21 protein-coding genes are annotated in these 26,264 nt (G+C 60.7%); 10 read left to right on the top strand and 11 right to left on the bottom strand.

The window, feature by feature from the left end:
- Positions 1–7: 7 nt before the first annotated feature.
- Complete coding sequence (gene gabT / locus VJ698_RS01300) at positions 8–1,312, bottom strand: 4-aminobutyrate--2-oxoglutarate transaminase (protein WP_324100839.1); 1,305 nt, start codon at positions 1,310–1,312, stop codon at positions 8–10.
- Between the two features lie 245 nt (positions 1,313–1,557).
- Here gabT and VJ698_RS01295 point away from each other — a divergent pair, with 245 nt between their 5' ends.
- Positions 1,558–2,961: a PLP-dependent aminotransferase family protein gene (locus tag VJ698_RS01295; protein WP_324100838.1), complete on the top strand. Its 1,404-nt coding sequence runs from the start codon at positions 1,558–1,560 to the stop codon at positions 2,959–2,961.
- A 226-nt stretch (positions 2,962–3,187) separates the two neighbouring features.
- Here the strand turns inward: VJ698_RS01295 and VJ698_RS01290 are convergent, their stop codons facing one another.
- The 7 genes from VJ698_RS01290 to VJ698_RS01260 all read right to left on the bottom strand — a co-directional run bounded on the left by VJ698_RS01290 (position 3,188) and on the right by VJ698_RS01260 (position 11,842).
- The gene (locus VJ698_RS01290) at positions 3,188–4,219 is read right to left on the bottom strand and encodes a porin (protein WP_324100837.1); all 1,032 of its coding nucleotides are present in this window, start codon (positions 4,217–4,219) and stop codon (positions 3,188–3,190) included.
- A 245-nt stretch (positions 4,220–4,464) separates the two neighbouring features.
- Complete coding sequence (gene gabD, locus VJ698_RS01285; protein WP_324100836.1) at positions 4,465–5,919, bottom strand: NADP-dependent succinate-semialdehyde dehydrogenase; 1,455 nt, start codon at positions 5,917–5,919, stop codon at positions 4,465–4,467.
- Between the two features lie 11 nt (positions 5,920–5,930).
- Positions 5,931–6,767 carry an ABC transporter permease gene (locus tag VJ698_RS01280; protein ID WP_324100835.1) on the bottom strand — a complete coding sequence of 279 codons (837 nt, stop codon included), beginning with the start codon at positions 6,765–6,767 and terminating at the stop codon, positions 5,931–5,933.
- Between the two features lie 43 nt (positions 6,768–6,810).
- Positions 6,811–8,094, bottom strand: coding sequence for an ABC transporter permease (locus VJ698_RS01275; protein WP_324100834.1), 1,284 nt, complete (start codon positions 8,092–8,094; stop codon positions 6,811–6,813).
- A gap of 111 nt (positions 8,095–8,205) precedes the next feature.
- The gene (locus VJ698_RS01270; RefSeq protein ID WP_324100833.1) at positions 8,206–9,237 is read right to left on the bottom strand and encodes an ABC transporter substrate-binding protein; all 1,032 of its coding nucleotides are present in this window, start codon (positions 9,235–9,237) and stop codon (positions 8,206–8,208) included.
- Positions 9,238–9,416: 179 nt separating this feature from the next.
- Positions 9,417–10,514 carry an ABC transporter ATP-binding protein gene (locus tag VJ698_RS01265; protein WP_324100832.1) on the bottom strand — a complete coding sequence of 366 codons (1,098 nt, stop codon included), beginning with the start codon at positions 10,512–10,514 and terminating at the stop codon, positions 9,417–9,419.
- 59 nt (positions 10,515–10,573) lie between these two features.
- Positions 10,574–11,842, bottom strand: a complete 1,269-nt coding sequence (locus VJ698_RS01260) for a 4-aminobutyrate--2-oxoglutarate transaminase (RefSeq protein ID WP_324100831.1) — start codon at positions 11,840–11,842, stop codon at positions 10,574–10,576.
- Between the two features lie 94 nt (positions 11,843–11,936).
- Between VJ698_RS01260 and VJ698_RS01255 the strand changes: the two genes are divergently transcribed.
- Positions 11,937–13,424 (top strand): PLP-dependent aminotransferase family protein, encoded by a 1,488-nt coding sequence (locus VJ698_RS01255; protein WP_324100830.1) that lies wholly within the window; start codon positions 11,937–11,939, stop codon positions 13,422–13,424.
- A gap of 32 nt (positions 13,425–13,456) precedes the next feature.
- On the opposite strand, the gene VJ698_RS01250 is transcribed toward VJ698_RS01255, so the two are convergent.
- The gene (locus VJ698_RS01250) at positions 13,457–13,792 is read right to left on the bottom strand and encodes a c-type cytochrome (protein ID WP_324100829.1); all 336 of its coding nucleotides are present in this window, start codon (positions 13,790–13,792) and stop codon (positions 13,457–13,459) included.
- Positions 13,793–14,240: 448 nt separating this feature from the next.
- On the opposite strand from VJ698_RS01250, the gene VJ698_RS01245 reads away from it, so the two are divergent.
- Genes VJ698_RS01245 through VJ698_RS01225 form a run of 5 tightly spaced genes read left to right on the top strand, consistent with a single transcriptional unit; the run spans position 14,241 to position 18,109 of the window.
- Positions 14,241–15,251 carry a thiamine pyrophosphate-dependent dehydrogenase E1 component subunit alpha gene (locus VJ698_RS01245; protein ID WP_324100828.1) on the top strand — a complete coding sequence of 337 codons (1,011 nt, stop codon included), beginning with the start codon at positions 14,241–14,243 and terminating at the stop codon, positions 15,249–15,251.
- Between the two features lie 47 nt (positions 15,252–15,298).
- Complete coding sequence (locus VJ698_RS01240; protein WP_324100827.1) at positions 15,299–16,339, top strand: alpha-ketoacid dehydrogenase subunit beta; 1,041 nt, start codon at positions 15,299–15,301, stop codon at positions 16,337–16,339.
- 11 nt (positions 16,340–16,350) lie between these two features.
- On the top strand, positions 16,351–16,596 hold the full coding sequence (locus tag VJ698_RS01235; protein WP_324100826.1) for a lipoyl domain-containing protein: 246 nt from the start codon (positions 16,351–16,353) through the stop codon (positions 16,594–16,596).
- 2 nt (positions 16,597–16,598) lie between these two features.
- Positions 16,599–17,315, top strand: coding sequence for a 2-oxo acid dehydrogenase subunit E2 (locus VJ698_RS01230; protein ID WP_324100825.1), 717 nt, complete (start codon positions 16,599–16,601; stop codon positions 17,313–17,315).
- Positions 17,315–18,109 (top strand): lipoate--protein ligase family protein, encoded by a 795-nt coding sequence (locus VJ698_RS01225; protein WP_324100824.1) that lies wholly within the window; start codon positions 17,315–17,317, stop codon positions 18,107–18,109. Before VJ698_RS01230 ends, VJ698_RS01225 begins: the two co-directional genes overlap by 1 nt.
- Positions 18,110–18,327: 218 nt before the next feature.
- Here the strand turns inward: VJ698_RS01225 and VJ698_RS01220 are convergent, their stop codons facing one another.
- Positions 18,328–19,902, bottom strand: coding sequence for a GMC family oxidoreductase (locus VJ698_RS01220; protein ID WP_324100823.1), 1,575 nt, complete (start codon positions 19,900–19,902; stop codon positions 18,328–18,330).
- Positions 19,903–19,950: 48 nt separating this feature from the next.
- Positions 19,951–20,541: a twin-arginine translocation signal domain-containing protein gene (locus tag VJ698_RS01215; protein WP_324100822.1), complete on the bottom strand. Its 591-nt coding sequence runs from the start codon at positions 20,539–20,541 to the stop codon at positions 19,951–19,953.
- 520 nt (positions 20,542–21,061) lie between these two features.
- On the opposite strand from VJ698_RS01215, the gene VJ698_RS01210 reads away from it, so the two are divergent.
- From VJ698_RS01210 to VJ698_RS01200, 3 genes are all read left to right on the top strand, one after another.
- Complete coding sequence (locus VJ698_RS01210; protein WP_324100821.1) at positions 21,062–23,056, top strand: sigma-54-dependent Fis family transcriptional regulator; 1,995 nt, start codon at positions 21,062–21,064, stop codon at positions 23,054–23,056.
- A gap of 306 nt (positions 23,057–23,362) precedes the next feature.
- Complete coding sequence (locus tag VJ698_RS01205; protein ID WP_324100820.1) at positions 23,363–24,916, top strand: DUF1800 domain-containing protein; 1,554 nt, start codon at positions 23,363–23,365, stop codon at positions 24,914–24,916.
- Between the two features lie 20 nt (positions 24,917–24,936).
- Positions 24,937–26,118 carry a DUF1501 domain-containing protein gene (locus VJ698_RS01200; protein ID WP_324100819.1) on the top strand — a complete coding sequence of 394 codons (1,182 nt, stop codon included), beginning with the start codon at positions 24,937–24,939 and terminating at the stop codon, positions 26,116–26,118.
- The last annotated feature ends 146 nt before the right edge of the window (positions 26,119–26,264 follow it).

Here is a 26,264-nt window from a genome sequence, read left to right as displayed (position 1 = left end):
GTTGATGTTATGCCTGGCCCTGTGCGGCGAGCTCGTCGATGATGGCGGCGATGATGCCGAGTCCTTCGTCGAGCACGTCGAACGGAATGGTGAGCGGCGTCATCACGCGCAGCACGTTGCCGTTATTGCCGCAGGTGAGCAACAGCAGGCCGCGCTTGAGCGCTTCTGCCTTGAGCGCATTGGCGATTTCCGGCGCGGGGCGCGTACTGTCGCCGTCGTGGAAAAATTCCACCGCGGTCATCGCGCCCAAGCCGCGTACGTCCCCAATGCATGCATTTTTTTTGGCGAGATCGCCAAAGAAGCTGCGCAGCCGCTCGCCGATTTTCTGGCTGCGTAGGCACAACTGTTCCTGCTCTACCACGTCCAGCACTGCGAGCGCAGCGGCACATGCCAGCGGATTGCCGGCATAGGTGCTGCCAAATCCGCCCGGATTGCTGTGATCCATAATGTCGGCACGGCCGACGACGGCGGAAATCGGCATGCCGCCGCCCAGCCCCTTGGCCATCGTCATCAGGTCGGGAACGATGCCGGCGTGCTCCACCGCAAACAGCTTGCCTGTGCGCGCCACTCCGGTCTGGATCTCGTCGGCCACCAGGAGCATGCCGTACTTGTCGCACAGGGCACGCAGGCGCTGCAGGAATTCCGGCGGCGCCGGAATGTAGCCGCCTTCACCTTGAACCGGCTCGACGAATATCGCTGCGACGCGGGCAGGCTCGACATCGTTCTTGAACAGTTTCTCGATGCTGGCGATGGCATCGTCAACGCTCACGCCGTGCACCGCAGATGGGTAGGCGGCATGGTAGATCTCGCCCGGGAATGGGCCGAACCCCGTCTTGTAGGGATCGACCTTGCCGGTCAACGCCAGCGAGTACATGGTGCGGCCGTGGAACGCGCCGTTGAAGGCGATGATCGCGGAACGGCCGGTAAATGCGCGGGCCAGCTTGATGGCGTTTTCGATCGCTTCGGCACCGGTGGACATGAAGAATGCCTTCTTGGCATGGCTGCCGGGCGCCAGCTTGCAAATGCGCTCGGCCAGTTCGACGTAGGATTCATACGCCACGACCTGAAAGCAGGTATGCGTGAATTGCGGCACCTGTGCAGCTATGGCCTCGACGACCTTCGGATGGCAGTGGCCGGTATTGACCACGGCAATCCCGGCACAGAAATCGATGTAACGCTTCCCTTCCACGTCCCAGATTTCACTGTTGCTGGCCTTGGCGGCAAATACCGGGTGAGCATTGCCAATGCCGCGCGCGATGATGGCATGGCGCCTTGCCATAAGGCCGGCGTTGGTGTGGGTTTGTTTGGTCATTCTTGCGCTCCTTGCGTTAAATGGGCGGTCGTGGGCCGATCAGTCAGTGACGAGAGTGTAGTGATCGGCATGGGCGCGGCACAGGCACAACCGGCACGATTTCTGCGCGCACTGTTATGCTCGCGCGAGCACTACAGCAGGGCTCTTTTTCTCGGGAGTGGCGTTTTGCATGCAATGGGCATCGGCTAAAATGAAGGACTCGCCGGCTCCGCTCGCCTACCTTCCCAATTCATTCGTTCACTTCCATGTTTGAGATCAATCCCGACAGTGCCACCCCTCTGGTCACCCAGATAGTCGAAGGCATGAAGGGCCTCATCTCTGACCAGAAGCTGCGCCCGGGAGCAAAGGTGCCATCGATTCGCCAATTTGCCGAAGCGCAAAAAGTCAGCGCCTCCACCGTCGTGGAGGCCTACGACCGGCTGGTAGCAGAAGGGTATCTGGTGGCCCGCCAGAGCGCCGGTTTCTACGTGCGCACCATGTCGCGCGGCCTGTATCGCGAGCAGCAGCAATCGCTGCGCAACATACGCTTCGATCCGCTCTGGTTTGTGCGTCGCGTTTGGGAAAGCGGTTCGGCTGACGTTACGCCCGGCTATGGCTGGGTGCCGGACGACTGGCTGGACGGCGAAATGATCCGGCGCGCCATGCGCACCCTTGCCGGCAAGCCTTCCTCACATGGCTCGGGCTATGGAAATCCGAAGGGACTTACCGCACTGCGCCTGAAGGCCTGTGACTGGCTGGCCGAGCGTGAAATCGGCGCCGCGCCGGATCAGGTTCTGCTGACCACCGGCGCCAGTCATGCGCTCGAACTGGTATCGCAATACCTGCTGCGCCCTGGCGACGCGGTGCTGGTCGACGAGCCCGGATACAGCGTCATGATGTCCAATCTGCGAGCGCGCGGCGCGCGCCTGATCGGCGTGCCATGGACAGCGTCCGGCCCTGACCTGAACGCACTGGAGCAGCTTGCTGCCGAGCATGCGCCGCGCGCGTTCTTTACCAATCCGCGCCTGCACAACCCCACCGGCGCCAGTTATTCTCCGGCAGCCGCACACCGCGTACTTCAGCTGGCCGATCGCTTTGACTTCATCATCGTGGAGGATGATGTGAGCGCTGATCTGGACGTCAGCACCCGTCGTAGTCTCGCCTGCCTGGACCAGCTCAATCGCGTGATCTACCTGACCAGCTTTTCCAAGTCGGTCTCGCCGCGCTTGCGTACCGGCTTCATCGCGGCCGATCATGATGCGATCGAAGACCTCACCCAGATCAAGATGACAACGGGGCTGACCTCGTCCGAGATCACCGAACGACTGACGCTCGAAATCCTTAACGAAGGCCGTCACCGCAAGCAGATCAAGTCATTGAGGGAAAAGCTGGCGGAGGCGCAGGATCGCGTATGTCGCCAGTTGATACAGTCCGGGCTGGAATTATTTGCCGAACCGCAGTCCGGGCTGTTTGTGTGGGCCAGGCATCCGGCTTTTGATGATTCATCACTGCTCTGCAATGAAGCGCTGGATGCCAATGTCCTGCTGGCGCCCGGCCATCTGTTCATGGTGAATGGGCAGCCATCACCGTGGATGCGGTTTAACGTCGGCTTTTCGGACAGGCCGGAAACCTTTGAGTTCCTGCAAAAACAAGGGGAACGAAGCAGGTGATGCCGCGCGAGGCCGATGCACACTCATTACGCTTGTCATCGGTGCTGGAAGGTTCAAAACCATCAACGCTGCGCGAGTTGCGAATGCGTGCGCGCCCTTTCATCAGGTGTGGCGAATCGCCGGACCGCACATGCAGGCGGCAGACGATTCTCCGCCGCAAGCCAGGCGTGCGAGAGCTTTGTTGCGAGCGGGCTGTGGCCCGCTCGCAAGCCCATCAGGGACGACTTCAGAACTTGTGGCGGATTCCGACGTTGAACAGGCTCGTGTCGTTACCGTTGGCGGCAGCGCCACCCATGGCGGCATTGGCCTCGTTACTCGTGTGCGAGTACGACGTGTACACGCTGGTGCGCTTGGACAAGGCGTGTGAATAGCCGAGCGCGAGCATCGTGGAATCGGCATTCGCGACGTTGCGCACGTTATTGCGAATGTACGAGAACATCAGCGTACCGACCCCGATCGGCGCGGACAGGCCGGCCATCCAGTTGCGATCCTTCACGGCTGAGCCGGCGACGGTGCTATCGCGCGTGCTGTCACCATAGCCGAGGTGCGCCTTGACGACGCCGAAGTCATAGACGCCGCCGAGCAAGAGATGCTTGGCATCGGCCACCGTTGCCGGCGCCACCGTCGTGTTCGTGGAATTCGCATTGTGATAGCCGAATTGCACATTGATCGGGCCATTTGCGTAGCCGAGCCCCACGCCATACTGGCGGTTGGCCGAGGTGCTGCCGGGTGTTTCGCCGAGGATGTAGCTGACCTGGCCAGTCAAGCCGTTCATCGCAGGCAGCGAATAATTCACGGTGTTGTCGGTACGCAGAGGATAGGTCCCGGAACCGAACATCAGCGAGGCGTCTCCCGCCAGGCCGACCTCGAACGGATCGATCTCTGCCAGCGCGAGGAAGAGCGGGGCCCACTGGCGTCCAAACTTGACCGAGCCGAATGCACCGTTCAGGCCCACCCAGGCCTGGCGCCCGAAAAGGCGGCCGGTCTGCGTGATGGCGCCGGAGTCGCTGTTGAAACCGTTTTCCAGCTGGAAGCTGGCTGACAGGCCGCCGCCGAGGTCCTCCACGCCCTTGAAGCCGATGCGGCTAGGAAGCTGGGTGCCGTTGTCGAGGCTGATGGTGCGGGAATTGGCTGAAGCGCCGTTATCGGCGACGTTGAGCGCGATATCGAGAACACCGTAGACGGTGACATTGGATTGGGCGGAGGCGGTACCTGCCAGTGCTCCCATGACCGCCAGTGCGAGTAATGTTTTTTTCATTGTTGGATCTGCAGTAGGGTGAAAAGAAATGACGACGATGCTTTCCGCAGGAGGGCCGATGGCGGCATCCTGTCGGCGTACGAGATCTGTGTAATGGTCGTTGTCTCCTTGTCTTGAAAAGGTAAAAGCTCTCCCCCGGAGGCGCACGGAAGTGCGTCCCCGCTTTCCTCTGTTGAAGGATTTCGCGATAGGTTTGCCGGCGCGGCGTCAGGCAGACGGAATCAGAGCCGCGCGGCCGGTGTGGATCAAATACCGCCGAGACAGAGGTACTTGATCACCAGATAGTCGTCCATGCCGTACTTCGAGCCTTCACGCCCGAGGCCGGACTGCTTGACGCCGCCGAAAGGCGCCACTTCGTTGGAGATCAGCCCGGTGTTGATGCCGACCATGCCGCTTTCCAGGGCTTCCGCCACGCGCCACACGCGTCCGACATCGCGTGCGTAGAAATACGCGGCCAGTCCGAACTCGGTGTCGTTGGCCATCGCAATCGCCTCGGCGTCCGTCTTGAAACGGAACAATGGTGCCAGCGGGCCGAAGGTTTCTTCCTTCGCCACCTTCATGGCGGGAGTGACGTCAGCGATGACGGTCGGCTCGAAAAAGGTATGGCCGAGCGCATGGCGCCTGCCGCCGGTCAGGATGCGACCGCCCTTCTCCACCGCATCCGCGATGTGCTGCTCGACCTTGGCCACCGCGTCGCCATCGATCAGCGGACCTTGCGTGACGCCGGGCTCGAGGCCGTTGCCCACTTTCAGCTTGCGTACCGCACTGACCAGTTTTTCGGCAAAGGCGTCATACACGCCGTCTTGCACATACAGCCGGTTGGCGCAGACACAGGTCTGACCGGCATTGCGGTATTTCGAGACGATAGCGCCTTCCACGGCGGCATCGAGGTCGGCGTCGTCGAAGACGATGAACGGTGCATTGCCGCCGAGTTCCAGCGAGAGTTTCTTGATGGTTGGAGCGGATTGCTGCATCAGCAGGCGACCTACTTCGGTCGAGCCGGTAAAGCTGAGTTTGCGCACGATCGGGTTGGCAGTCATTTCACCACCGATGGCACGCGCGTCGCCAGTGACGACGGAAAACACGCCGGCGGGCACGCCTGCGCGCTCGGCCAGGACCGCCATCGCCAGCGCGGAAAACGGTGTGCCTTCCGCCGGCTTGACGATGATGGGACATCCGGCCGCCAGCGCCGGACCGACCTTGCGCGTGATCATCGCGGCCGGGAAGTTCCAGGGCGTGATGGCGGCGCAGACACCGATCGGCTCCTTCGTCACGACAAGCCGACGATCCGCCCACGGCGACTGCAGAGTATCGCCAGACACGCGCTTGGCCTCCTCGGCGAACCATTCGATGAACGATGCCGCATAGGCGATCTCGCCTCGTGCTTCCGTCAGCGGCTTGCCCTGCTCCACCGTCATGATCATCGCCAGATCGTCGGCATTGGCAAGCATCAGGTCGTTCCACTTGCGCAGGATGGCGCTGCGCTCCTTCGCCGTCTTCGCGCGCCATCCGCGCCATGCTTCGTTGGCAGCGGCGATCGCGCGGCGCGTTTCATCGGCGCCCATGTCCGGCACGCTGCCGATGGTTTCTCCGGTGGCGGGATTGGTGACGGGGAAGCTCTTGCCGCTGTCGGCGTCGCACCATTTCCCGTTGATGTAGGCCTGCTGGCGCAGCAGCGAGGGATCTTTCAGTTGCAGCATGGTATTGCTCCTTAATATTTGGCCGCGGCCTTGTTGCGCCTGCGCAGCCATTCCAGCACGAGCAGCAGGAAGGTCGAGAACACGATGAGGATGGTTGCCAGCGCGGCGATCGCCGGGCTGATGTTTTCGCGGATGCCGGCGAACATCTGGCGCGGCAAGGTCGACTGGCTGGGCCCGGCCACGAACAGTGTGATGACGACTTCGTCGAACGAGGTCGCGAACGCGAACAAGGCGCCCGAGATCAGGCCCGGCGCGATCACCGGCAGGGTGATCCGGAAAAAAGTGCGCAACGGCCCGGCCCCGAGGCTCAGGCTGGCGCGCACCAGGTTATGGTTGAAGCCCTGCAGCGTAGCTGACACGGTGGTCACGACAAAGGGTGCGCCCAGCGCCGCATGTGCAAGGATCAGGCCGAGATAGGTCTCGGACAGGCCGATGTCCGCGAAGAAGATGTAGATGCCGACGCCGACCACCACCACCGGCACGATCATCGGCGAGATCAGCACCGCCATCACCAGCGATTTGCCGCGGAACTCCGCCTTGTTCAGTCCGACTGCTGCCAGCGTGCCCAGCACGGTTGCCAGCAGCGTGGCGGCCGGTGCGACGATGAAACTGTTCTGCGCGGCACGTACCCAATCGTCCGATTTGAACAGTTCCACATACCAGCGCAGTGAAAGTCCCGGGATCGGATAAGAGAGAAAAGTGCTGTCGGCAAAGGACAGCGGGATGATGACCAGGATAGGCAGGATCAGGAACAGCAGCGTCAGCAGGTTCAGGCCGCGCAGCGTGAAGAACCAGGCGCGCTCGCTGAGCGACTGATAGGGTGCAAATGTCGGCAGTATGCGTTTCATGTTTTTCCTTTCCAACTCCCCGCAGGCAGGCGGGGGAGTTACGTCATCCCATGCTCACGTCCATCTTCGCGAAGCGGCGGTACACGCTGTATAGCAGCAGCGCCGCGACGAACAGGAGCGCTCCCAAGGCACAGGCCATGCCCCAGTTGATCGTCACGTTGATGAAGTAAGCGACGTAGTAACTGACCATCTGTTCGTTGGTGCCGCCCAGCAGCGCGGGCGTGATGTAGTAGCCGAGTGCGAGGATGAACACCAGCAGCGCACCGGCACCTACGCCGGGATAGGTCTGCGGCACATAGACGCGCCAGAACGCCGCGAACGGATGGCTGCCGAGCGAGACGGCGGCGCGCATGTAGGTCGGCGGAATTGCCTTCATCACGCTGTACAGCGGCAGGATCATGAAGGGCAGCAGAATGTGGGTCATTGAAATGTAGATGCCGGTGCGATTGAACAGCAGTTCCAGCGGTGCATTGGTCAGATGCAGCGCCATCAGGGTCTTATTGACCAGGCCTTCTGACTGGAGCAGCACCATCCATGCCGCAACGCGTACCAGGATCGACGTCCAGAACGGGATGAGCACGAGGATCATGAACAGGTTGGCGCGGCGTTCCGGCATGGTCGACAGCCAGTACGCCAGCGGATAGCCGAGCACCAGGCAGCACAAGGTCACAGCCAGGCTGATGACGAAGGTGCGCACGAAAATCTGCTGGTAGGCCGATTGGTCTGCGTCAACGCGAACAATGTTGCCCGTGCCATCCTGGCGGAGGTCGAGCGCGGCGAGCAGATAGTAGGGAGAGTAGCGTGAACTGTTCTTGGCGATCACTTGCCAGAATTCCGGCTGGCCCCATTTCGAGTCGATCTCAATGATCGCTTGCCGGGTCTGCCGCGCTGTCAGCGGCTGACCATCCACGCCCGCAAGCGGCATGGCGTGAGCGGTTTTCATGATGGCCGATCGTGCGCCGGGCAGCTCGCTATTGATGCGGCGCGCCAGCACGCCGGCGACGTTGCGCTCACGTGCGGCAGTGAGGTCGGTGGCAAGCGCGACATAGGCGGCATCCGGTGGCGTACCGTTGCGCTTCCAATCCTTGAGCGCCACCACGGTATTGGGCAGCGTATCGGCGACTTCCGGGTTTTCCACCGCGCGCTTGAGCAGGATCACGATCGGCGCGACGAAGACAATCAGCAGGAAGATCATCAGCGGCGCGATGAGTGCAATGGCGGCCATGCGCTTGCGTAGTTGCGCCCGGTGCAACTCGCGCTTCAACTGCGCACTCGACGGTTCGGCGATGGACAGATCGATGGCCGGGGCGATTGCGGAAGTAGTCATATCGCAATAACAATCAGAATGAAAGGTGATGCCGCATGGCGGATGGCGATACGGCATCAAGCCGTTCCGGGCAGGCAGGGTCGGCCCGCCCGGACGGGGAGAGAGACGGTCTTACTTTGCGGCCCAGGCGGCAAAGCGCTGTTCCAGCTCTTCACCGTGGTCGGCCCAGAAGGCCAGGTTGGCCTGCACCGCTGTCTTGGCATTCGCGACCGATGTCGGCAGTTGCGACAGCAGCTTTGCATCCATGCGCTTGAATGCATAGTTGTTGACCGGACCGTAGGCGATCTTGGTCGCATAGACGTGCTGCGCTTCCGGAGTGCTGGAGTAAGCGATGAATTTCTCCGCGACGTCCTTGTTCTTTGCGCCCTTCGGAATGACCCAATAATCCAGATCGTAGATCGAGCCGTTCCAGGAAATGGCGAGGTTCTTCCCTTCGCGCTGGGCAGCGTCGATACGTCCGTTGTACACGGAAGACATCACCACATCGCCGGCAACCAGGAATTGCGGCGGCTGCGCGCCGGCTTCCCACCACTGGATGTTGTTCTTCAGATCATCCAGCTTCTTGAAGGCGCGATCGACGCCGGCTTTGGTGGACAGCACGTTGTACACATCCTTCGGCGCCACGCCATCGGCCATCAGCGCGAATTCCAGGTTGAAGCGGGCCCCCTTGCGCAGGCCGCGCTTGCCGGGGAATTTCTTCACGTCCCAGAAGTCTGCCCAGCTTGTCGGCGGTGACTTGAGCTTGTCGGCGTTGTAGCCGAGCACGGTGGACCAGACGAATGCGCCGAGGCCGCATTCATGGACGGCGGCCGGCATGAAGTCTGCCTTCTTGCCGATCTTGTTGATGTCGATCTTTTCCAGGAGCCCTTCATCGCAGGCACGGCCGATTTCGCCGGATTCGAGCTCCACCAGGTCCCAGCTCACTTTCCTGGTCTCGACCATCGCCTTGAGCTTTGCCATTTCACCGTTGTATTCGACCACGGTCACCTTGTTGCCGCTGGACTTCTGGAACGGCTCGACATAGGCCGCCTTCTGCGCCAGGCCGTTGGCGCCGCCGAAGTTCACCATCGTCATTTCGCCGGCGTGGGCCGACCCGGCTGCCAGCAGGATCGCCAGCAGGATAGGTTTGTGTACTTGGTTCATTTGTACTCCTTCTCTCGTATTGTGGTTGAAATGGAATGGTTGGAGCTTTGGATCGACCAGCCCTGCGCTCCACGATGCGCTCCTTATTTTTGGAGGCGTCATCCGGTACTGCTAACTATCTGTGCAAAATGACCTGTGCGCGCTGTTCTTCCTGCATGGAAGGAAGGTGACAGGCACTCTTAATTGAAAATCCGTAGGCGCTCTGGCTCGATGCCCAGCCAGACCGGCATGCCAGTCTGGAGGTCCGGCAAGGCCTTGTCGTTGAGCGCGATCTTGACGAAGCAATCCTCCTGCTTCGGCAATGCGCAACGCACACGAACGTGGTCGCCGAAATAGATCAGGTCGGATACGGTGGCGCGCAAGGTGTTCGGCGCCGCCTCATGGGCATTTCGCAACTGAATGCGCTCGGGGCGCACGCAGGCGGTAACAGGCTGGCCTGCCTGCGCCGCGTTGATGTTCAGGCCGTGGAGCAGCGCGCCGTCCGGCAGGCGCATCGCGCACTGTCCGCCAGCCACGTCTGCGACGGTGCCGGTCAGGCGGTTGTTGTCTCCGATGAAACCGGCGACGAACTGGTTCTGGGGATATTCATAGAGTTCGTCGACCACGGCGAGCTGCTGGATCACGCCCTGATCAAAGACCGCGACGCGGTCCGACATGGTGAGCGCCTCGCTCTGGTCATGCGTGACGTAGACAAAGGTGAGGCCGAGCCGCTGGTGCAATGCCTTCAGTTCGAGCTGCATGTGCTCGCGTAACTGCTTGTCAAGCGCGCCGAGGGGTTCATCCATCAATACCAGCTTCGGCTCGAAGACGAGTGCACGCGCCAGAGCGATACGCTGCTGCTGGCCGCCAGACAGTTGCGCGGCATAGCGATCGCCGAACTTCCCCATCTGTACCATGTCCAGCGCCTGCTTCACTTTCGCGGCACGCGTGCTGCTGTCGATGCCGCGTACGGTCAGCGGATAGGCGACGTTCTGCGCCACGGTCATGTGCGGGAACAACGCGTAGTTCTGGAACACCATGCCGATGTTGCGCTTGTGCGGCGGCACTTTGTTGAGCAACTGTCCGTCGAGGCGAATCTCGCCGCCGGTCGGAAATTCGAAACCGGCCAGCATCATCAGGCAAGTCGTCTTGCCCGAGCCGGACGGGCCAAGCAGCGTCAGGAATTCGCCGCGCTCGATGTTGAGGTCGAGGTTCTTGACGACAAGGTGTTCGCCGTCATAGGTCTTCTTGACGCCGCGGAATTCAACCAGCGTCTCGCGCTTTTCTGTGTGTGTCACGGTGTGTCCCCTCTATTTCGGCCGGAAGCGGTACATTGCCGCTCCGGCTTTGCAACGTCTCAAGCCTCAAGCAATGCCGCTTCCAGGATGGTCAGCGCTTCGTCCATGACGTCATCACCAATGGTGAGCGGGAACAAGAAGCGAATGACATTGCTATATACGCCGCAGATCAGCAGCAGTAAACCCTTTTCCAGCGCGCGCGCCTGCACCTTCCTTGCAAAATCGGCATCGGCCTGGCTGGTGCCGGGCTGCGTGAACTCGACGGCGACCATCGCGCCCAGTCCGCGCACGTCGGCAATCTGCGGCACCTTCTTGCGCAGTCCATGGAGCTTTTCTTTCAATTGCGCGCCCAGGCGCTCGGCGCGCTCGACCAGCTTCTCTTCCTGGATGACGTCCAGCACAGCCAGTGCGGAGGCAACTGCCAGCGGATTGCCGGCATAGGTGCCGCCCAGGCCGCCCGGTGCCGGCGCGTCCATGATCTCGGCGCGGCCGCACACTGCAGAGAGTGGCATGCCGCCGGCCAGGCTCTTGGCCATCGTCATCAAGTCAGGAATCACGCCATAGTGTTCCATCGCAAACAGCTTGCCGGTGCGCGCAAAGCCGGTCTGCACCTCGTCGGCAATCAGCAGGATGCCGTGCTGGTCGCACAGCTCGCGCAGCGCGCGCATGAACTCCACGGGCGCCGGATAGAAACCGCCCTCGCCCTGCACGGGCTCGAGGATGACAGCGGCAACGCGCTTCGGATCGACATCGGCCTTGAACAGATATTGGAGCGCTGCCAGGGAGTCTTCCGTGCTGACGCCGTGGGCGACGACCGGGAACGGCGCGTGATAAACCTCGCCCGGGAACGGCCCGAAGCCGACCTTGTAGGGCATCACTTTGCCGGTCAGCGCCATGCCCATCATGGTGCGGCCGTGGAAGCCGCCGGTGAAAGCGATCACCGCGGAGCGGCCGGTGGCGGCGCGGGCGATCTTGATTGCGTTTTCGACGGCTTCGGCACCGGTGGAAAACAACGCTGTCTTTTTGGCATGGCTACCTGGCGTGATCGCGTTGATGCGCTCGGCCAGTTCGACATAGCTTTCGTAGGGCACGACTTGGTAGGCGGTGTGGGTAAAGCGGCCGAGCTGCTGCTCGATCGCCTGCATCAGCTTCGGGTGGCGGTGACCGGTGTTGAGCACGGCGATGCCGGCTGCGAAGTCGATGTAGCGGCGATTCTCCACATCCCAGATTTCGGCGTTGGAGGCGCGGTCGGCATAGAACTGACACATCACCCCGACGCCACGCGGAGTGGCGATGTCCTTGCGCTTTTGAAGATCGGCGTTCCTCATTTCTGCTCCATGTATGTTCGTGTTATGGAGCAGATACTAAGGCCGATTTGGTGCTACACTGTAGATCCACTTTGAATTATTCGATGGAGCCACTTTGCGGGTCGCCTCCCTCACCGATTTCCTGCTGCAACGCATCGATCGCAACTGTGGCAAGCCCATGAACCGGCAGCTCTACCAGGTCGTTCGCGAAGCAATTCTGGATCGCGTGATGCCCGTCGGCCTGCAGCTCCCCTCCTCGCGCGACCTCGCGCGCGAACTCGACATCGCCCGCAACACCGTCACCTACGCCTATGAACAGCTGATGGCGGAGGGCTACCTCGAAACCCGCAAGGGCGCAGGCACCTTCATTGCCGACACTGTTCCGGACCAGATCCCGGATGCAGCCGATGGGGGCACCCTTCGCCCGAGAAAAACCGGCAGCATTGGCCTGTCTGAGCGCGGGGCAGAGCTAGTCAGGCACGCTGGCGCATACCGCTTCCAATGGGGGGCGTTCATGCCCGGCGTGCCGGACGTCAGCGCCTTTCCCAACAAGGTGTGGAGCCGCCTGCAGAACAAGCACTGGCGCCGCTCCCGGCCCGAGATGCTGACCTACGGCCACGGCGGTGGCTACCTGCCCTTGCGCGAAGCAATCGCCGAGTACCTGCGCGTGGCGCGGTCGGTCAATTGCACTGCGGAACAGGTCATCGTCACGTCCGGCATCCATCAGTCGATCGACCTTGCGTCCAGGCTGCTTGCCGACGTCGGAGACCGCGCGTGGGTGGAAGACCCCTGCTACTGGGGCACGCGCAACGTGCTGACATCACTCAACCTGAAGCCGGTGCCGATTGCCGTCGATGCCGAAGGAATCAGTCCTGGCAATGCCGACCTTCGCCACCCGCCACGCTTCATCTACGTCTCGCCCTCGCACCAGTATCCGCTCGGCCAGGTGATGAGCCTGTCGCGGCGACGCATGCTGCTCGAATACGCCGAGAAGCACAACGTCTGGATCGTGGAAGACGATTACGACAGCGAATTCCGCTACGCGAGCCGCCCCCTGGCCTCGCTGCAGGGCATGGACACGCATGATCGGGTGCTGTACCTCGGCTCGTTCAGCAAGACGCTGTTCCCCGGCCTGCGGGTCGGCTTCATCGTCGTGCCGCCGACGCTGGCCGACGCGTTCGCCACCGGACTATCCGATCTGTATCGCTGCGGCCAGCTATTTGTGCAGGCGGTGCTGGCGGATTTCATGGGCGAAGGACATTTCGCCTCGCACATCAGGCGCATGCGCGTGTTGTATGCCGAGCGCCAGCAACTGCTTCGCGAAGCGATCCGGCGCAATTTCGGCGATGCGCTGCCGATTTCCGGGGACGACGCCGGCCTGCACATGGCGCTCGTCCTGCCCGACGGATGCGACGATGCCGCGCTGTGCCGGGAGGCACAGGAACACGGCATCATTGCGCGCCCGCTGTCGGGCTACTACATGAAGCCGGAACGTGCGAAACGCGGCCTCATACTGGGGTACGCCTGCGTGCCGAGCGAACTGATCGGTCCCTCCTTTGACCGGCTCGCCGCACTGATCAGGCCCCGACTGCCCCGGCTTTGATTCTCCACAGGACGGCGCCTGGCCTATCCTGCTTATCCTTTCGCGGCGCTCCTGACATATGTTCTGATCTTGCGAATCTCTTCGTCGCTTAACGCATGCTTCATCGGCGGCATGATGGTTCCCGATCGCCCTTCGCGCACCACCTGCTGGAACGCGTCGTCATCAAGCATCGTCTTGCGAAGGTCAGGGATGCCTCCGGATGCGTTCAGCTCGGTGCCATGGCACATCGCGCAGGTAGCCTGATAAAGATTCTTTCCCTCTTCAACGGTACCCTCGCCCGCATCGGCATATGCGGAGTGGTGAAGCACGAACAGGCCCGGTAGTGCGATCGCCAGGGTCCGTACGCAGGCGGCAATTTTCATTTTCATCGTTCTGTCTCTCTCGTTAAACATTCATTCACCTCGACCGGCCGCGGCGCAGCCGGAATCGACACCCTCCTGTAGTCAGTCTGCCGTGGCTTGCATCTCGGCCCTGGCTACCGGCAGCTCCACGCAAAGGCCGTGCCACTGGGCATCATTGCTGTTGTGTGCCATGCAGCCTGTGCAGACATCACAGTGCAGGCATCACAGGTGTCGCTCTGTTTAAACAGATGTAGCGCCTGATGCGACAACTTTCGATATCCACTGCACACCGAACACGGCACGTCAGGCACGTACACCGCACAGTAAATGGCGCTCGAACGTGAATTCCAGGCGATGGCACCGAACTTGCGTAATGCTCTCCTGCCATCGGATCAGCGCACACGGTGCACGCGTCGCATGCGCTGATCCTGAGAAGCCTGAATTCAATTCGATAACGCAAAGGAGAGTTCGATTTATGGAACCGACATCTGAACAGCTGTTGTGGATGTACGAAAAAATGGTGGAGATTCGCGAATACGAAGAAACGATGGCGAAGGTCTACCTGGAAGGCAAGCTGCCGCCGAAGATCCAGAAAGGCCTCGCGTTCGACATCGGCGGCGGCCCGGTGCCAGGGGAAATGCATCTTTCAGCCGGCCAGGAACCGGTCGCCGTCGGCGTGTGCGCCCACCTTCGCAAGGAAGACACCGTGGTCGGCTCACACCGCCCCCATCACTTTGCGATTGCCAAGAACGTGCCGCTGAATCCGATGACCGCAGAAATGTTTGGCAAGGCCACTGGGCTGGGACGCGGCAAGGGGGGACACATGCACCTGTTCGATCCCGCCAATAAATTCAGCTGCAGCGGCATCGTGGGTGCCGGCGGTCCGCAGGCATGCGGTGCGGCCCTGGCTGCCAAGAAGCTGGGCAAGGACTGGGTCGCTGTCGCGTTCTTCGGCGAGGGCGCGGCCAATCAGGGCGCTTTCCATGAAGCGCTCAATCTTGCCGCTCTATGGCGCCTGCCGGTGATCTTCGTCTGCGAAGACAACAAGTACGGCATCTCGGTCGAGAAGTCCGAATCCACGGCGATCGCCTCGAATGCGGATCGCGCCGCAGGCTACGGCATGCCGGGCGTACTGGTCGAGCGCAACAGTGCGATCGAGGTGTTCAAGGCTGCCGGGGAAGCAGTGGCGCGCGCGCGGCGCGGCGACGGTCCCACGCTGATCGAAGTGAAGACAGATCGCTACTTCGGCCACTTCCAGGGCGACCCTGAAACCTACCGCCCGAAAGGAGAAGTGAATCGCCTGCGCGAACACGATCCGATCAAGCTTCTCGGCGAGACGCTGCGCCAGCTCGGCGTGCTGAACGACGCGCTTGACAAGAGCCTGCGCGACGTCGTGAGCCTGCGGGTACAGGCTGCGTACGAATTCAGCCGCAATAGTCCGTATCCGGAGCCTGCTGAAGCACTGATGCATGTATTCGCCGAATAAGAGCGACATTCATTACAACTGTGATCGAATACTAAGGAGTGGAGTAAATGACGACCGAAAACAAGGCCAGGGTACTGACCATGGCACAGGCCATTGCCGAAGCAATTGGGCAGGAAATGGAACGCGATCCGAACGTCTTTGCGATGGGTGAAGATATCGGCAAATACGGTGGCATATTCAGCGCGACCAGCGGCTTGCTCGATAAGTTCGGCAAGGACCGCATCATGGATACCCCGATTTCCGAAACGGGCTTCATGGGTGCCGCGATCGGCGCGGCAGCAGAAGGTCTGCGCCCGATCGCCGAGCTGATGTTCGTCGATTTCTTCGGCGTGTGCTTTGACCAGATCTATAACCACCTCGCCAAGAACACCTATATGGCAGGCGGCAATATGCGACTTCCCGCCGTGGTCATGACCGGCATCGGCGGCGGCTACAACGATGCTGCACAGCACTCGCAGTGCCTGTATTCGACATTCGCCCACATGCCTGGCCTCAAGGTGGTCGTGCCGTCCAACGCGTACGACGCCAAAGGCCTGATGACCGAGGCAATTCGCGATGACAATCCGGTCGTGTACTTTTATCACAAGGGCATCATGGGCTTGTCCTGGATGTCGTACTTCGAGGGCAGCACGACCTTCGTGCCAGAAGACCAGTACACCATTCCCTTTGGCAAGGCCAGGGTGGTACGGGAAGGCAGCGACATCACCATCGTGACGCTGAGCCAGATGGTGCAGAAATCGATCCTGGCAGCGGAAAAACTGGCAGCCGAAGGCATCAGTGCCGAGATCATCGACCTGCGTACGCTGGTGCCGCTCGACCGTGAAACCGTGCTGAAGTCGGTGGCAAAAACCGGCCGCCTGCTGGTGGCCGACGAGGATTACCTCAGCTTCGGCCTGAGCGGAGAAATTGCCGCCATCGTCGCGGAGAATCTCGACTCGGTTCATCTCAAGTCGCCGGTGCGTCGCCTTGCCGTGCCTGACGTGCCGATCCCGTACAGCCGCCCACTCGAGCAGTTTGTGATTCCGCAGGTCGAGGGCATCGTGAATGCGGTCAAGGCACAACTGGATATCGACATCGTAAAAGCGTAAAGGGGAAAAGCGTGATTGAAGTAACTTTGATGGATAGTGCCTGGGCCGATGTCGAAGAAGGCACGGAAGCCCTGGTGGATGAATGGATGGTGGCCGAGGGCGACCGCGTTGAGGCGGGACAAACCCTTGGCGTGGTGGAACTGGTCAAGACCAGCCATGAAATTGCTGCACCTTCTGCCGGCATCGTGAAAACGATCAAGGTGGGGAAGCAGGAAACCTTCGGACGCGGGCAAGCCTTGATCCTGCTGGAGGCGTGAACATGGCTGAACCACATGCAACGCAAGCCGGCACTGCTGCGCCGGAGCGCAAGCGCATTCCTCTTACTGGGCTGCGCGGCGCCATTGCCAGGAACATGACACAAGGCTGGCAGGCTCCGCGCGTCTCGATGACGGCGGAAGTGGACATGACGCAATGCGAGCGCCGGCGCGCAGAGTTGCAGGCCACACTGGGCAACACGGCAAAGGTGACGCTGACTGCTTATATCCTGCGTGCGCTGGCGCTGACACTGCGTGACCATTCCCGCATGAATGCGCTGCTCAGGGAAAACGAGGTAGAACTGGTGGACGAGATCAATCTCGCTCTTGCCGTCAGCGTCGAGAATGGCCTGATGGCACCCGTGATTCGCAATGCCGAGCAGAAATCGCTAACGGCGCTGGCCCAGGAGTCCGCCGCGCTGGCGGGTGCCGCGCGGGCCGGCAGCCTTGCGCCAAATACGCTGCAGCGCGGGACCTTCACCTTGACCAACCTCGGCATGACGGGGATCGACAGTTTCGCGCCGATCATCAATCCGCCGCAAGTTGGCATTCTTGGCGTCAGCAGGACCATCGACAAGCCGGTGGTCAAGTCCGGAGCAGTCGTGGTGGCGCCGATGATGGGCATGACCCTGGTATTCGACCACAGGGCCGTGGACGGCTATCCGGCGGCAGTCTTTCTGACTGAACTGAAGCAGAGGCTGGCCTCATGTGAGGATCTCTGATGTCGGAACTGATCCCGATCTCGCTGATCGCCTCACCTCATGAGGAGCAGGCGTGGAACCGGCAACAGTTATCCGTGCCGGTGTCCGAGCCGCAGGTTCGCTTCTGGGCCTACGAAGCGCCGGGCGTCGTGCTCGGCTGTTCGCAAAGCGGCCTGGTCAGTGCGGTCGATGCGGCGCATCGTGCGGGCATGCCACTGGCCGGCCGCCAGGCGGGTGGCGGCGCCGTCCTGGTCGGCCCGTGGATGCTGAGCGTATCGGTCATCGTGCCGGTGACGCATCCGTTTGCCCTCGGCGGCGCTCTAACCGGTTACCGCCAGATCGGTGAAGGATTCGCGGCGGTCTTGCGCGACCTGGGCATTGATGCGCACGCAGTGACGCCGGAACAGGCAAAATCCGCACAAGAACGCGATGCAGGCTCATCCTTGCAGTGGGCATGTTACGGCGGACTCTCGCCCTGGGAAGTGGTCGCCAATGGCAAAAAGATTGTCGGGCTGGCGCAGGTGCGGCGTCGCACCGGCGTACTGGTCGCGGCTGGCCTGCTGCTCAGCCGGCCGGACTGGCCAGACTTGTGTCGCGCGGTCGGCAAGCCGGCGGGTGACGCCGACCTGCTGGCCTTGCGCACCACGTCCTGCGCCGAGGAACTCGGCTGGGAGCCGACATTGCCCGAGGTGGCGATCGGACTGCGGCGCCACCTGCAGGAAACGATCCGCTCTTCCACGTCGCCGGACAGCCGCGTTTTCAGCTTCGGCAACCGCCTGATACAAAACAGCGAAGCCGACGAACTGCTCGTCTAGCCATTCAGCTCGTACGTGCCCGACTGAAAAACGGTCGGGCACATCTTCTCCAGCACCTCACCCTTCCAGCTTCCCTCTTTCATTGCTGCGCCCTTTCGCTGCAGCGCTCTTTCGTTGCTGCATGGTGCTTGCTTGCGCTGCTGCCAGCGCAATGCAAAAGAAAAAACGGCATCCGAAGATGCCGCAGGAGATGACCGCCGCGTGAAGCGACAGCAGAGCTAGATTTCCTGGCGTTGCATGGCACCCGCGATATATTCCGCCTGGCGAATTGCCAGGGCAACGATCGTCAAGGTCGGATTGGCCGCAGAGCTCGACGTGAACTGGCTGCCGTCGGAAATGAACAGGTTCTTGATATCGTGCGCTTGCCCCCACTTGTTCACGACGCCATCGCGTGCATTAGCGCTCATGCGGTTGGTGCCCATGTTATGGCTGGCCGGGTAGGGTGGCATGTCGATGACGCGCGTGGCTCCCACTGCCTCCGACAGCTTGCGGAACTGCCTCAGCCCGTGCGCCGCGATCGCATCGTCGTTTGCATGATAGGTCTTGGTCACGATCGGAATCGGCAAGCCGTACTGGTCGCGCTCCGTCGGATGCAGGGTGATGCTGTTCTGTTCGCGCGCCATGTCTTCGCCGCACACCCACACGCAGCTCATGTGGTCGTACATCTCCAGCGCGGAAGTAACGTCCCTGCCCCACCCTCCCGGCTTGAGGAATGCCGCCGCATAAGGCAAGCCGAGCGCCAGTCCTTCAAGGTAATAACCGCCATTGAAGCCGCGGCTGGTATCGAGCGCTACTTCATCTGCCACCACGGCACCGATGTCGAAACCACGATACATGTAGACCGGCTTACGATGGATCGCCATCGCGGCTGCCGTCGAGTGGTTCATGTAGTTCCTGCCCACCTGGCCGGACGAGTTCGCCAGCCCGTTGGGAAACATGCTTGAGGCCGAGTTCAGCAGCAGACGCGGCGACTCGATGGAGTTGCCGGCGACGCAGACGATACGCGCTTTCTGCAGCTGCTTGTTGCCGTTGGCGTCAACGTAGAGAACGCCGCTTGCCTTCCCCGACTGGTCATGCTCGATCTTCAATACCATCGCCTGCGGACGCAGTTCGGCCCGGTTGGTCGCGATCGCCTTCGGCACCTCGGTGTACAAGGTCGACCACTTCGCGCCAATCTTGCAACCTTGCATGCAGAAGCCGATTTGCTGGCACGCAGGCCGGCCGTCATTGGGCTTGCTGTTCGATGCCACCGGGCGGACGATCTTCTTGTAACCGATCTTGCGTGCACCGGCAGCCATCACCTTGTAGTGATTGTTTTCCGGCATGGGAGGCATGCCGCTCGCCTTGCTTCCGGCGACCCCCATCTTGATCTCGGCCTTATCGTAGTAGGGTTCGAGATCCGCATAGCTGATCGGCCAGTCCAGTACGTTCGCGCCCTCTACCTGACCATAGATCGTCCGCGTTTGAAAGTCATGCGACTGAAACCGCAATGCGACGCCGGAAAAATGGATGGTCGATCCGCCAACGCCCTTCACGATCCATGCGGGCAGGTTCGGATAGGTCTTGGTGTGATGCCATCCACCTGCGGAAATACGCTTGTCCAGCCAGGAAATCTTGTTGAACATCGCCCATTCGTCATTCTCGAAATCGGCCTGTGTGAAATGCTTGCCCGCCTCCAGCATGACGACCTTTGCACCGCGCTGCGCCAGTTCGTTCGCGAGCGTTCCGCCGCCGGCGCCGGTACCGATGACGACGACCACGTCGTCATCATTCAAACTGTATTTGACTGCCATTGTTAATTCTCCTTGAACATTGCTTCTTGTATGGGTTATCGGGTCTTGCTACAGCCAGTCGATGTCGTTGAAACCGCGCTTCGCGTAACCGCCCTTTTCCCATGACGATCCTTCATAGCCAAAGAAGGAGTAGAGTTCCTTGTTGTCGTAAATCCGGGTCACCAGGTCGCCGCGTATCTTCTGAAAGAATGGTGAGGTCTCAATGGCCTTCAATACCGCCACCCGCTTTTCCTCTTCCGGAATACGGACATACGCTGCCCCGTGCATCCGCTGTGCGGTCGCATTGAGCAAGGTGATGCCGTCGGCCAGCAGCTTTTTCGTGGCCGGGTCTTTCGCCGCTGCGTCGTATGGCTCGATCGCGTGCATGTAGTACTTTTCTGCCAACTTGTCATGCGGGAAGATATCGCGCGCCATCTTCAGCAAGTCCTTCGCCGCATCAGGTCCGAGGGTGGTCAACGATTCGGCAAAGGCGTCGCCTGAACTCGTCAGCAAGGCTGTGGCGGGCATGACCGTGATGCCAATGGACGCCATGCCGCTGCCCTTCAAGAAACCGCGCCGGCTGATACGCCGTGCCTTGTCGACCAGTCGCATCGTCGATACCGTGTCTTCCCCCTCACCGTTTTTGTCTATCCTGCTCATGGATTCTCCTGTGTAGTTGTAAAGTGCCGACCAAGGACCAGCACGATCGGCGGACATGCTTTCAAATGATCGGTGTGTGATTGCGTGCGCACCCACGTTGTCATATCGCTGGAAGCACTTACCACTTCGCAACAAGCGTGCCAAATCACAAAGCGCGATGGCGGTCATGCGCAAAACGCGAAAACGAGTGCACACGCTTGTATTTGCAAGGGGGATGTCGCGCGGGGGCACATCGGACGACGGTATCAGGCGACGAAATCGGGCCGGATGATCGGGACTTGACCGGTACAACTGTCGCTGTGGTCGACAACAACTGTCGCACCAGCGGGCGTCATGCGACACCTGTAGCACAGGCGTAATCGCATGAAGACAGCAGCGTTGCCATGTGAGCATCGCGTGCCGCTATTGCTCAACATCTTAAGAAATCTCTGGCAATTTGGATTGAATCAGCGGAATAATATCGCTACAAATTGCCCGCCCGGAGGCGGCAGAAAACTCGGCCACCACGAGGAGACACATCATGAACAAGGCTGCCCATATTCAGCATATTGACCGCGTGCTGACCGTTGTGGACGGCGGCACTATCGGCGATGAGAGCACCTGCAACGACCTGATCCGCCGATCCTGGAAGCGATGCATAAAAGACTACGGGCTTGATCCCGCGCAGCGCCGAAGCGCACGCATCGTGCCCTCGCAAAAGCTGCGCGAACACCAGGAGCAGATCGAGGAATTCCTGCGTGTCGCGCGCGCGGGCATGGAGCAGATGTACAAGCGGATCTCTGGCTCAGGCTATGTGCTCTTGCTGAGCGATGCGCAAGGTGTCACCGTGGATTACATCGGATCGGATACGGCCGCGCCCGAACTCAAATCCGCCGGCCTCTATCTTGGCGCGGACTGGAATGAAACCTATGCAGGGACCTGCGCAGTCGGCACCTGCCTGGTCGAACAGAAACCGATCACCTGCCATCAGGACGAACACTTCGACGTGGCGCACATCGGGCTCACCTGCACCTCCGCTCCGCTGTTCGATCCCGAGGGAAAATTCCTCGCGGTGCTCGACATGTCTGCGTTGCAGTCGCCGTCCGGAAAAGAGAGCCAGCTTCTGGCCGTACACCTGACCTCGATGTATGCACAGATGATCGAGGATGCCAACTTCCTGCGGCATTTCCGTCATGCCTGGATCTTGCGCCTGGGCACGACCTGGGAATTGGTGGACGTGAGCGGCGATGCCATGCTCGCGTTCAATGAAGAAGGCGTCATCGTCGGTGCCAATACCGGTGCGCGCCATCTCTTCGCAAGTACGCGACACGCTTCTTCCGCGAATGAACCGGTCGGTCAAACCCTGGACGACCTGTTTGGCAAGTCGGTCAGCGACATATGGCGCGTGGCGCGTTCGAGCCACGGTGGAGAGCGTTCCCTGATCACTTCCGGATCGAGCCGCTCGTTCTACATCTCGGTGGTTCATCCGCAACGTTCAAGCGCGAGCCGCATCACGACCGCGGTATCGGCAGAACGTGCCTATCCCGCGCTTGACCGGCTGGCAGGCGAAGATCTCCCGATGCAGCGCTTGCTGGATCAGGCTAAGCGCCTGGTGAATCGCCGGCTCAATATCCTGATCCATGGTGAGACCGGTACCGGCAAGGAGGTCCTGGCGAAGGCCCTGCATGAGTCCAGCTCGCGCGCCAGGATGCCGTTCATCGCCGTCAATTGCGCGGCGATCCCGGAATCGCTGATCGAGAGCGAACTGTTCGGCTACTCCCCCGGCACCTTCACAGGTGGCCGCAACAAGGGAATGAAGGGTTTGATCCTGCAGTCCGATGGAGGCACACTTTTTCTGGATGAGATCGGCGACATGCCGCTGCATCTGCAGACGCGCCTGCTGCGCGTGCTGTCCGAGCGGGAGGTGGTCCCGCTCGGCGCAGAGAAGGCCATTCCGCTTGACCTGACCGTTGTGGCCGCGTCCCACAGGGACCTGCGCAATCTCATCAGCGAAGGGAAATTCCGCGAAGATTTGTATTACCGCCTGTGTGGCGCAACCTTGCACCTGCCACCGCTGCGCGACCGCGCGGACCGTCAGTATCTGATCGAGAAGATGCTGCACGAGGAGGCGGTGGCGCTTGACACCACCGTACAGCTTTCGGACGACGCATTGCAGCTGCTGTTGCAGTTCCCCTGGCCCGGCAATGCCCGCCAGCTTCGCAACGTGTTGCGATATGCGGTAGCAGTCGCGGACAACGATCAGATCTTGCCCGAGCATCTGCCGAAGGAATTGACGGACATGGCCAGCCCTGATGCAACCATCCTGCTGCCGTCAACCTCGGCCGGCTCAGCAGGCTCGGCGCTTCTCCACGGCCTTGCGCCGGAACTCGAGGCGGAGGGTCGACGCCTTCTGATGTCCCTGCGTCAGAACAAATGGAACATCACCGCCGTATCGACTGAATTGAACATCTGCCGCGCCACGGTTTACCGTCAGATGAGGAAATTCGGGATTGTGCCGCCAAATCAACAGGCGTAAATCACATTGTGCGAATGGCACCAGTACCCCTCGTGCTGGTGCTCCGGCCTGCACGTAGTTTCCATGCGGATTCAGGACGCTCGCCTCCTTCCCCAGGGACGCCCGGGAAGACGCGCTCCCGGTAATTGACGGCTTGCATTTCGTACGCCGGCGTTAGCAGACCTGGCCGATCAAATAGTGTGGAAGATGCTGGGCGGTACGTGTTACGGCGAGTTACATTACGTCGTGCTGCTCGCGTCATCGGATCATGTGGACAGGACGTTGAACGGTACAGCAGGTCCAGAGTCCTGATGCCAAGAAAACACAATGAGAAAAATTCCATTGACCACGATGCGTTCGCTCACAGTGGCGGTTTCCTTCCTGACAATCCTGGCCGGGTGCGCCTCCACGAGCCCGAGCAGACCACAGGAATTTGGGCTGCAGGCAGTAAAAGCCGACGCGCTTCTTAACCGCATCACGTGGGGCGCGAACAGTTCCTCCTTTCATGAAATCAAGGCAATCGGCGCGGACCACTTTCTGGCACAGCAACTCCACCCCGGTGACGACCGCTTGCCCTTGTCGATTGAAACGCAGATCAATAACCTGACGATCTCCCAACGGCCGTTTGACCAGCTGGTAATTGCATTGGAGCAAAGACGCAAGCAGATCAACACGATTGCCGACGATGACGAAAAAAAGGGAGCGCAGCGTGCTTATCAAGAGGAGCTGAACCGGCTCGCACGCGAGGCAGCGACACGCTCCTTGTTGCGTGATACCTATTCGCATAATCAACTGCGCGAGCAGATGACCTGGTTCTGGCTGAACCACTTCAATGTCCATCAAGGCAAGCACAACTTGCGGGCGATGGTCGGTGACTATGAGGAGAATGCGATTCGCCCGCATGCGCTCGGGAAGTTTCGCGACCTGCTGACAGCCACCGTACATCACCCGGCGATGCTGCGCTATCTGGACAACGAGCAGAACGCAGCCAACCACATCAACGAGAACTACGCCCGCGAGCTGATGGAGCTGCACACCTTGGGGGTGGATAGTGGCTACACGCAGAAAGATGTGCAGGAACTTGCCCGCATCCTGACCGGTGCAGGCGTAAACCTCGGCACGGAAACGCCCAGGATCAGGCCGAAGCTGCAGAACCAGTACGTCCGTCGCGGCCTCTTCGAATTCAACCCGCAACGTCATGATTACGGCGACAAGGTCCTGCTCGGTAAAGTCGTGCGCGGACGAGGTCTGATGGAAATCGACGAGGCGATCGACCTGCTCAGTCGCCAGCCGGCAACCGCGCGATTCATCAGTCGCAAGCTGGCCGCATTCTTTGTTGGCGACGATCCGTCAGCTGCCTTGGTTCAGCGAATGTCGAATGTGTTTCTTCATACGGACGGTGACATCGCTGCCACGCTGGCTGAATTGTTCAGCAGCCCAGAATTCAAGCAATCGCTGAACCATGAATTCAAGGACCCGGTGCACTATGTTGTTTCGGCGGTGCGCCTCGCCTACGATGGCAAGCCAATCCTGAACGCCGGTCCGATGATTGGATGGCTGCAACGGATGGGAGAACCTTTGTACGGGAGACAGACACCGGACGGCTTTCCGTTGGCCAGTTCCGCTTGGATCAGCCCGGGCCAGATGACGACCCGTTTCGAGATCGGCAAGGCGATCGGTTCCGGCAGCGCCGGCCTGTTCAAGGCGGACGAGCCGCAGGTGCATGACCGCCCGGCTTTTCCGCAGCTTGCCAATCCCTTCTTTTACGAATCGCTCCAGAAGACACTCGGTGCAACGACCCGGCAGGCACTCGACCAGGCAGCCTCGCCGCAGGAATGGAATGCCTTCCTGTTATCGTCGCCCGAATTCATGGTCCGCTAACTCACTACGAAGGATCAGACATGCACCGGCGCGAACTCCTTAAACGTTTAGCCGCATTGCCGCTTGCTTCGCTGTCCGGGCAACTGCTGGCCGTGCCGCGTGCCCCGGCCCGGCTGTTGTTGGTTTTTTTGCGTGGCGGCTATGATGCAGCCAGCCTCCTCATACCAACCGGCAGCGACTTTTATTACGACTCGCGTCCCAGAATCGCCATTCCGCGGCCATCGAACGACCTCAATTCCGCCATCGCATTATCCGGCGACTGGGGTCTGCATCCGGCCCTGCGCGACTCCATCTATCCATTGTTCACCCAGCGGCAAGTCGCCTTCATCCCGTTTGCCGGAACGGACAACCTGTCACGCAGCCATTTCGAAACGCAGGACAGTATTGAGCTGGGACAGGGCAGCGGACATCGCGGTTTCCAATCGGGTTTCTTGAACCGCCTCGCCAGTGAATTGACCAATGCTTCGCCGATGTCCTTCACCGATCAGTTGCCGCTGGTGTTCCAAGGTCCCGCGCAAGTTGCGAACATGGCGTTACGCAATGTTGGCAGGCCAGCCCTGGACGCAAGGCAAAGCAATCTCATCGCATCGATGTACAAGGACAGTCCGCTCAGCCGCCAGGTGGAAGAAGGATTTTCCATGCGTAACGACGTCGCCCGCGAGATGGCGGGTGAAATGGAAGCGGCCAACCGGCACGCGATCAATTCAAAAGGATTCGAAGTTGAAGCGCGCCGAGTGGCGCGGCTAATGCGGGACAAATACAGCCTCGGCTTCATCGATGTCGGCGGCTGGGATACCCATGTGGGACAAGGTGCGGCCACCGGTTACCTGGCTGGGCGCTTCGATGAACTCGGCCGCGGACTGGCTGCGCTGGCGCATGAAATGGGGCCGGATTGGCGTGATACCGTCGTGGTAGTCGTCAGTGAGTTTGGCCGCACGTTCAGGGAGAATGGAAACCGCGGAACCGATCATGGGCATGGCACGGTGTTCTGGGTGTTGGGCGGCTCGGTCAATGGCGGCAGGATCGCTGGCGAGCAGGTCGCAGTCAACGCCGCGTCCTTGTTCCAGAACCGCGATTATCCGGTTCTGAATGAATACCGCGCAGTGCTCGCCGGATTGTTCGAGCGCTTGTATTCCCTGAACCCTTCGCAACTCGACCGGATATTTCCGGGGGTAAGGGCCAGGCAGTTGGACATTGTTTAGGATTGTGTTTCGGAGATATCGGCCACGTACGGAAATGCGACCTCTCTGCAAAAAAGCGCACGGCCTATCATGCCAAACTATTTGATCATGATCACGTGACAGGGTCGTTGCGCAGGACGCAGTCACAATACATCGGATTGAAGACG

This window comes from Noviherbaspirillum sp. (genome assembly GCF_035254685.1).
In the GTDB taxonomy this organism is placed as follows: Bacteria; Pseudomonadota; Gammaproteobacteria; order Burkholderiales; family Burkholderiaceae_D; genus Noviherbaspirillum.
Note: the sequence above shows the minus strand (reverse complement) of the source record. Positions and strands in the feature narration are given on the sequence as shown.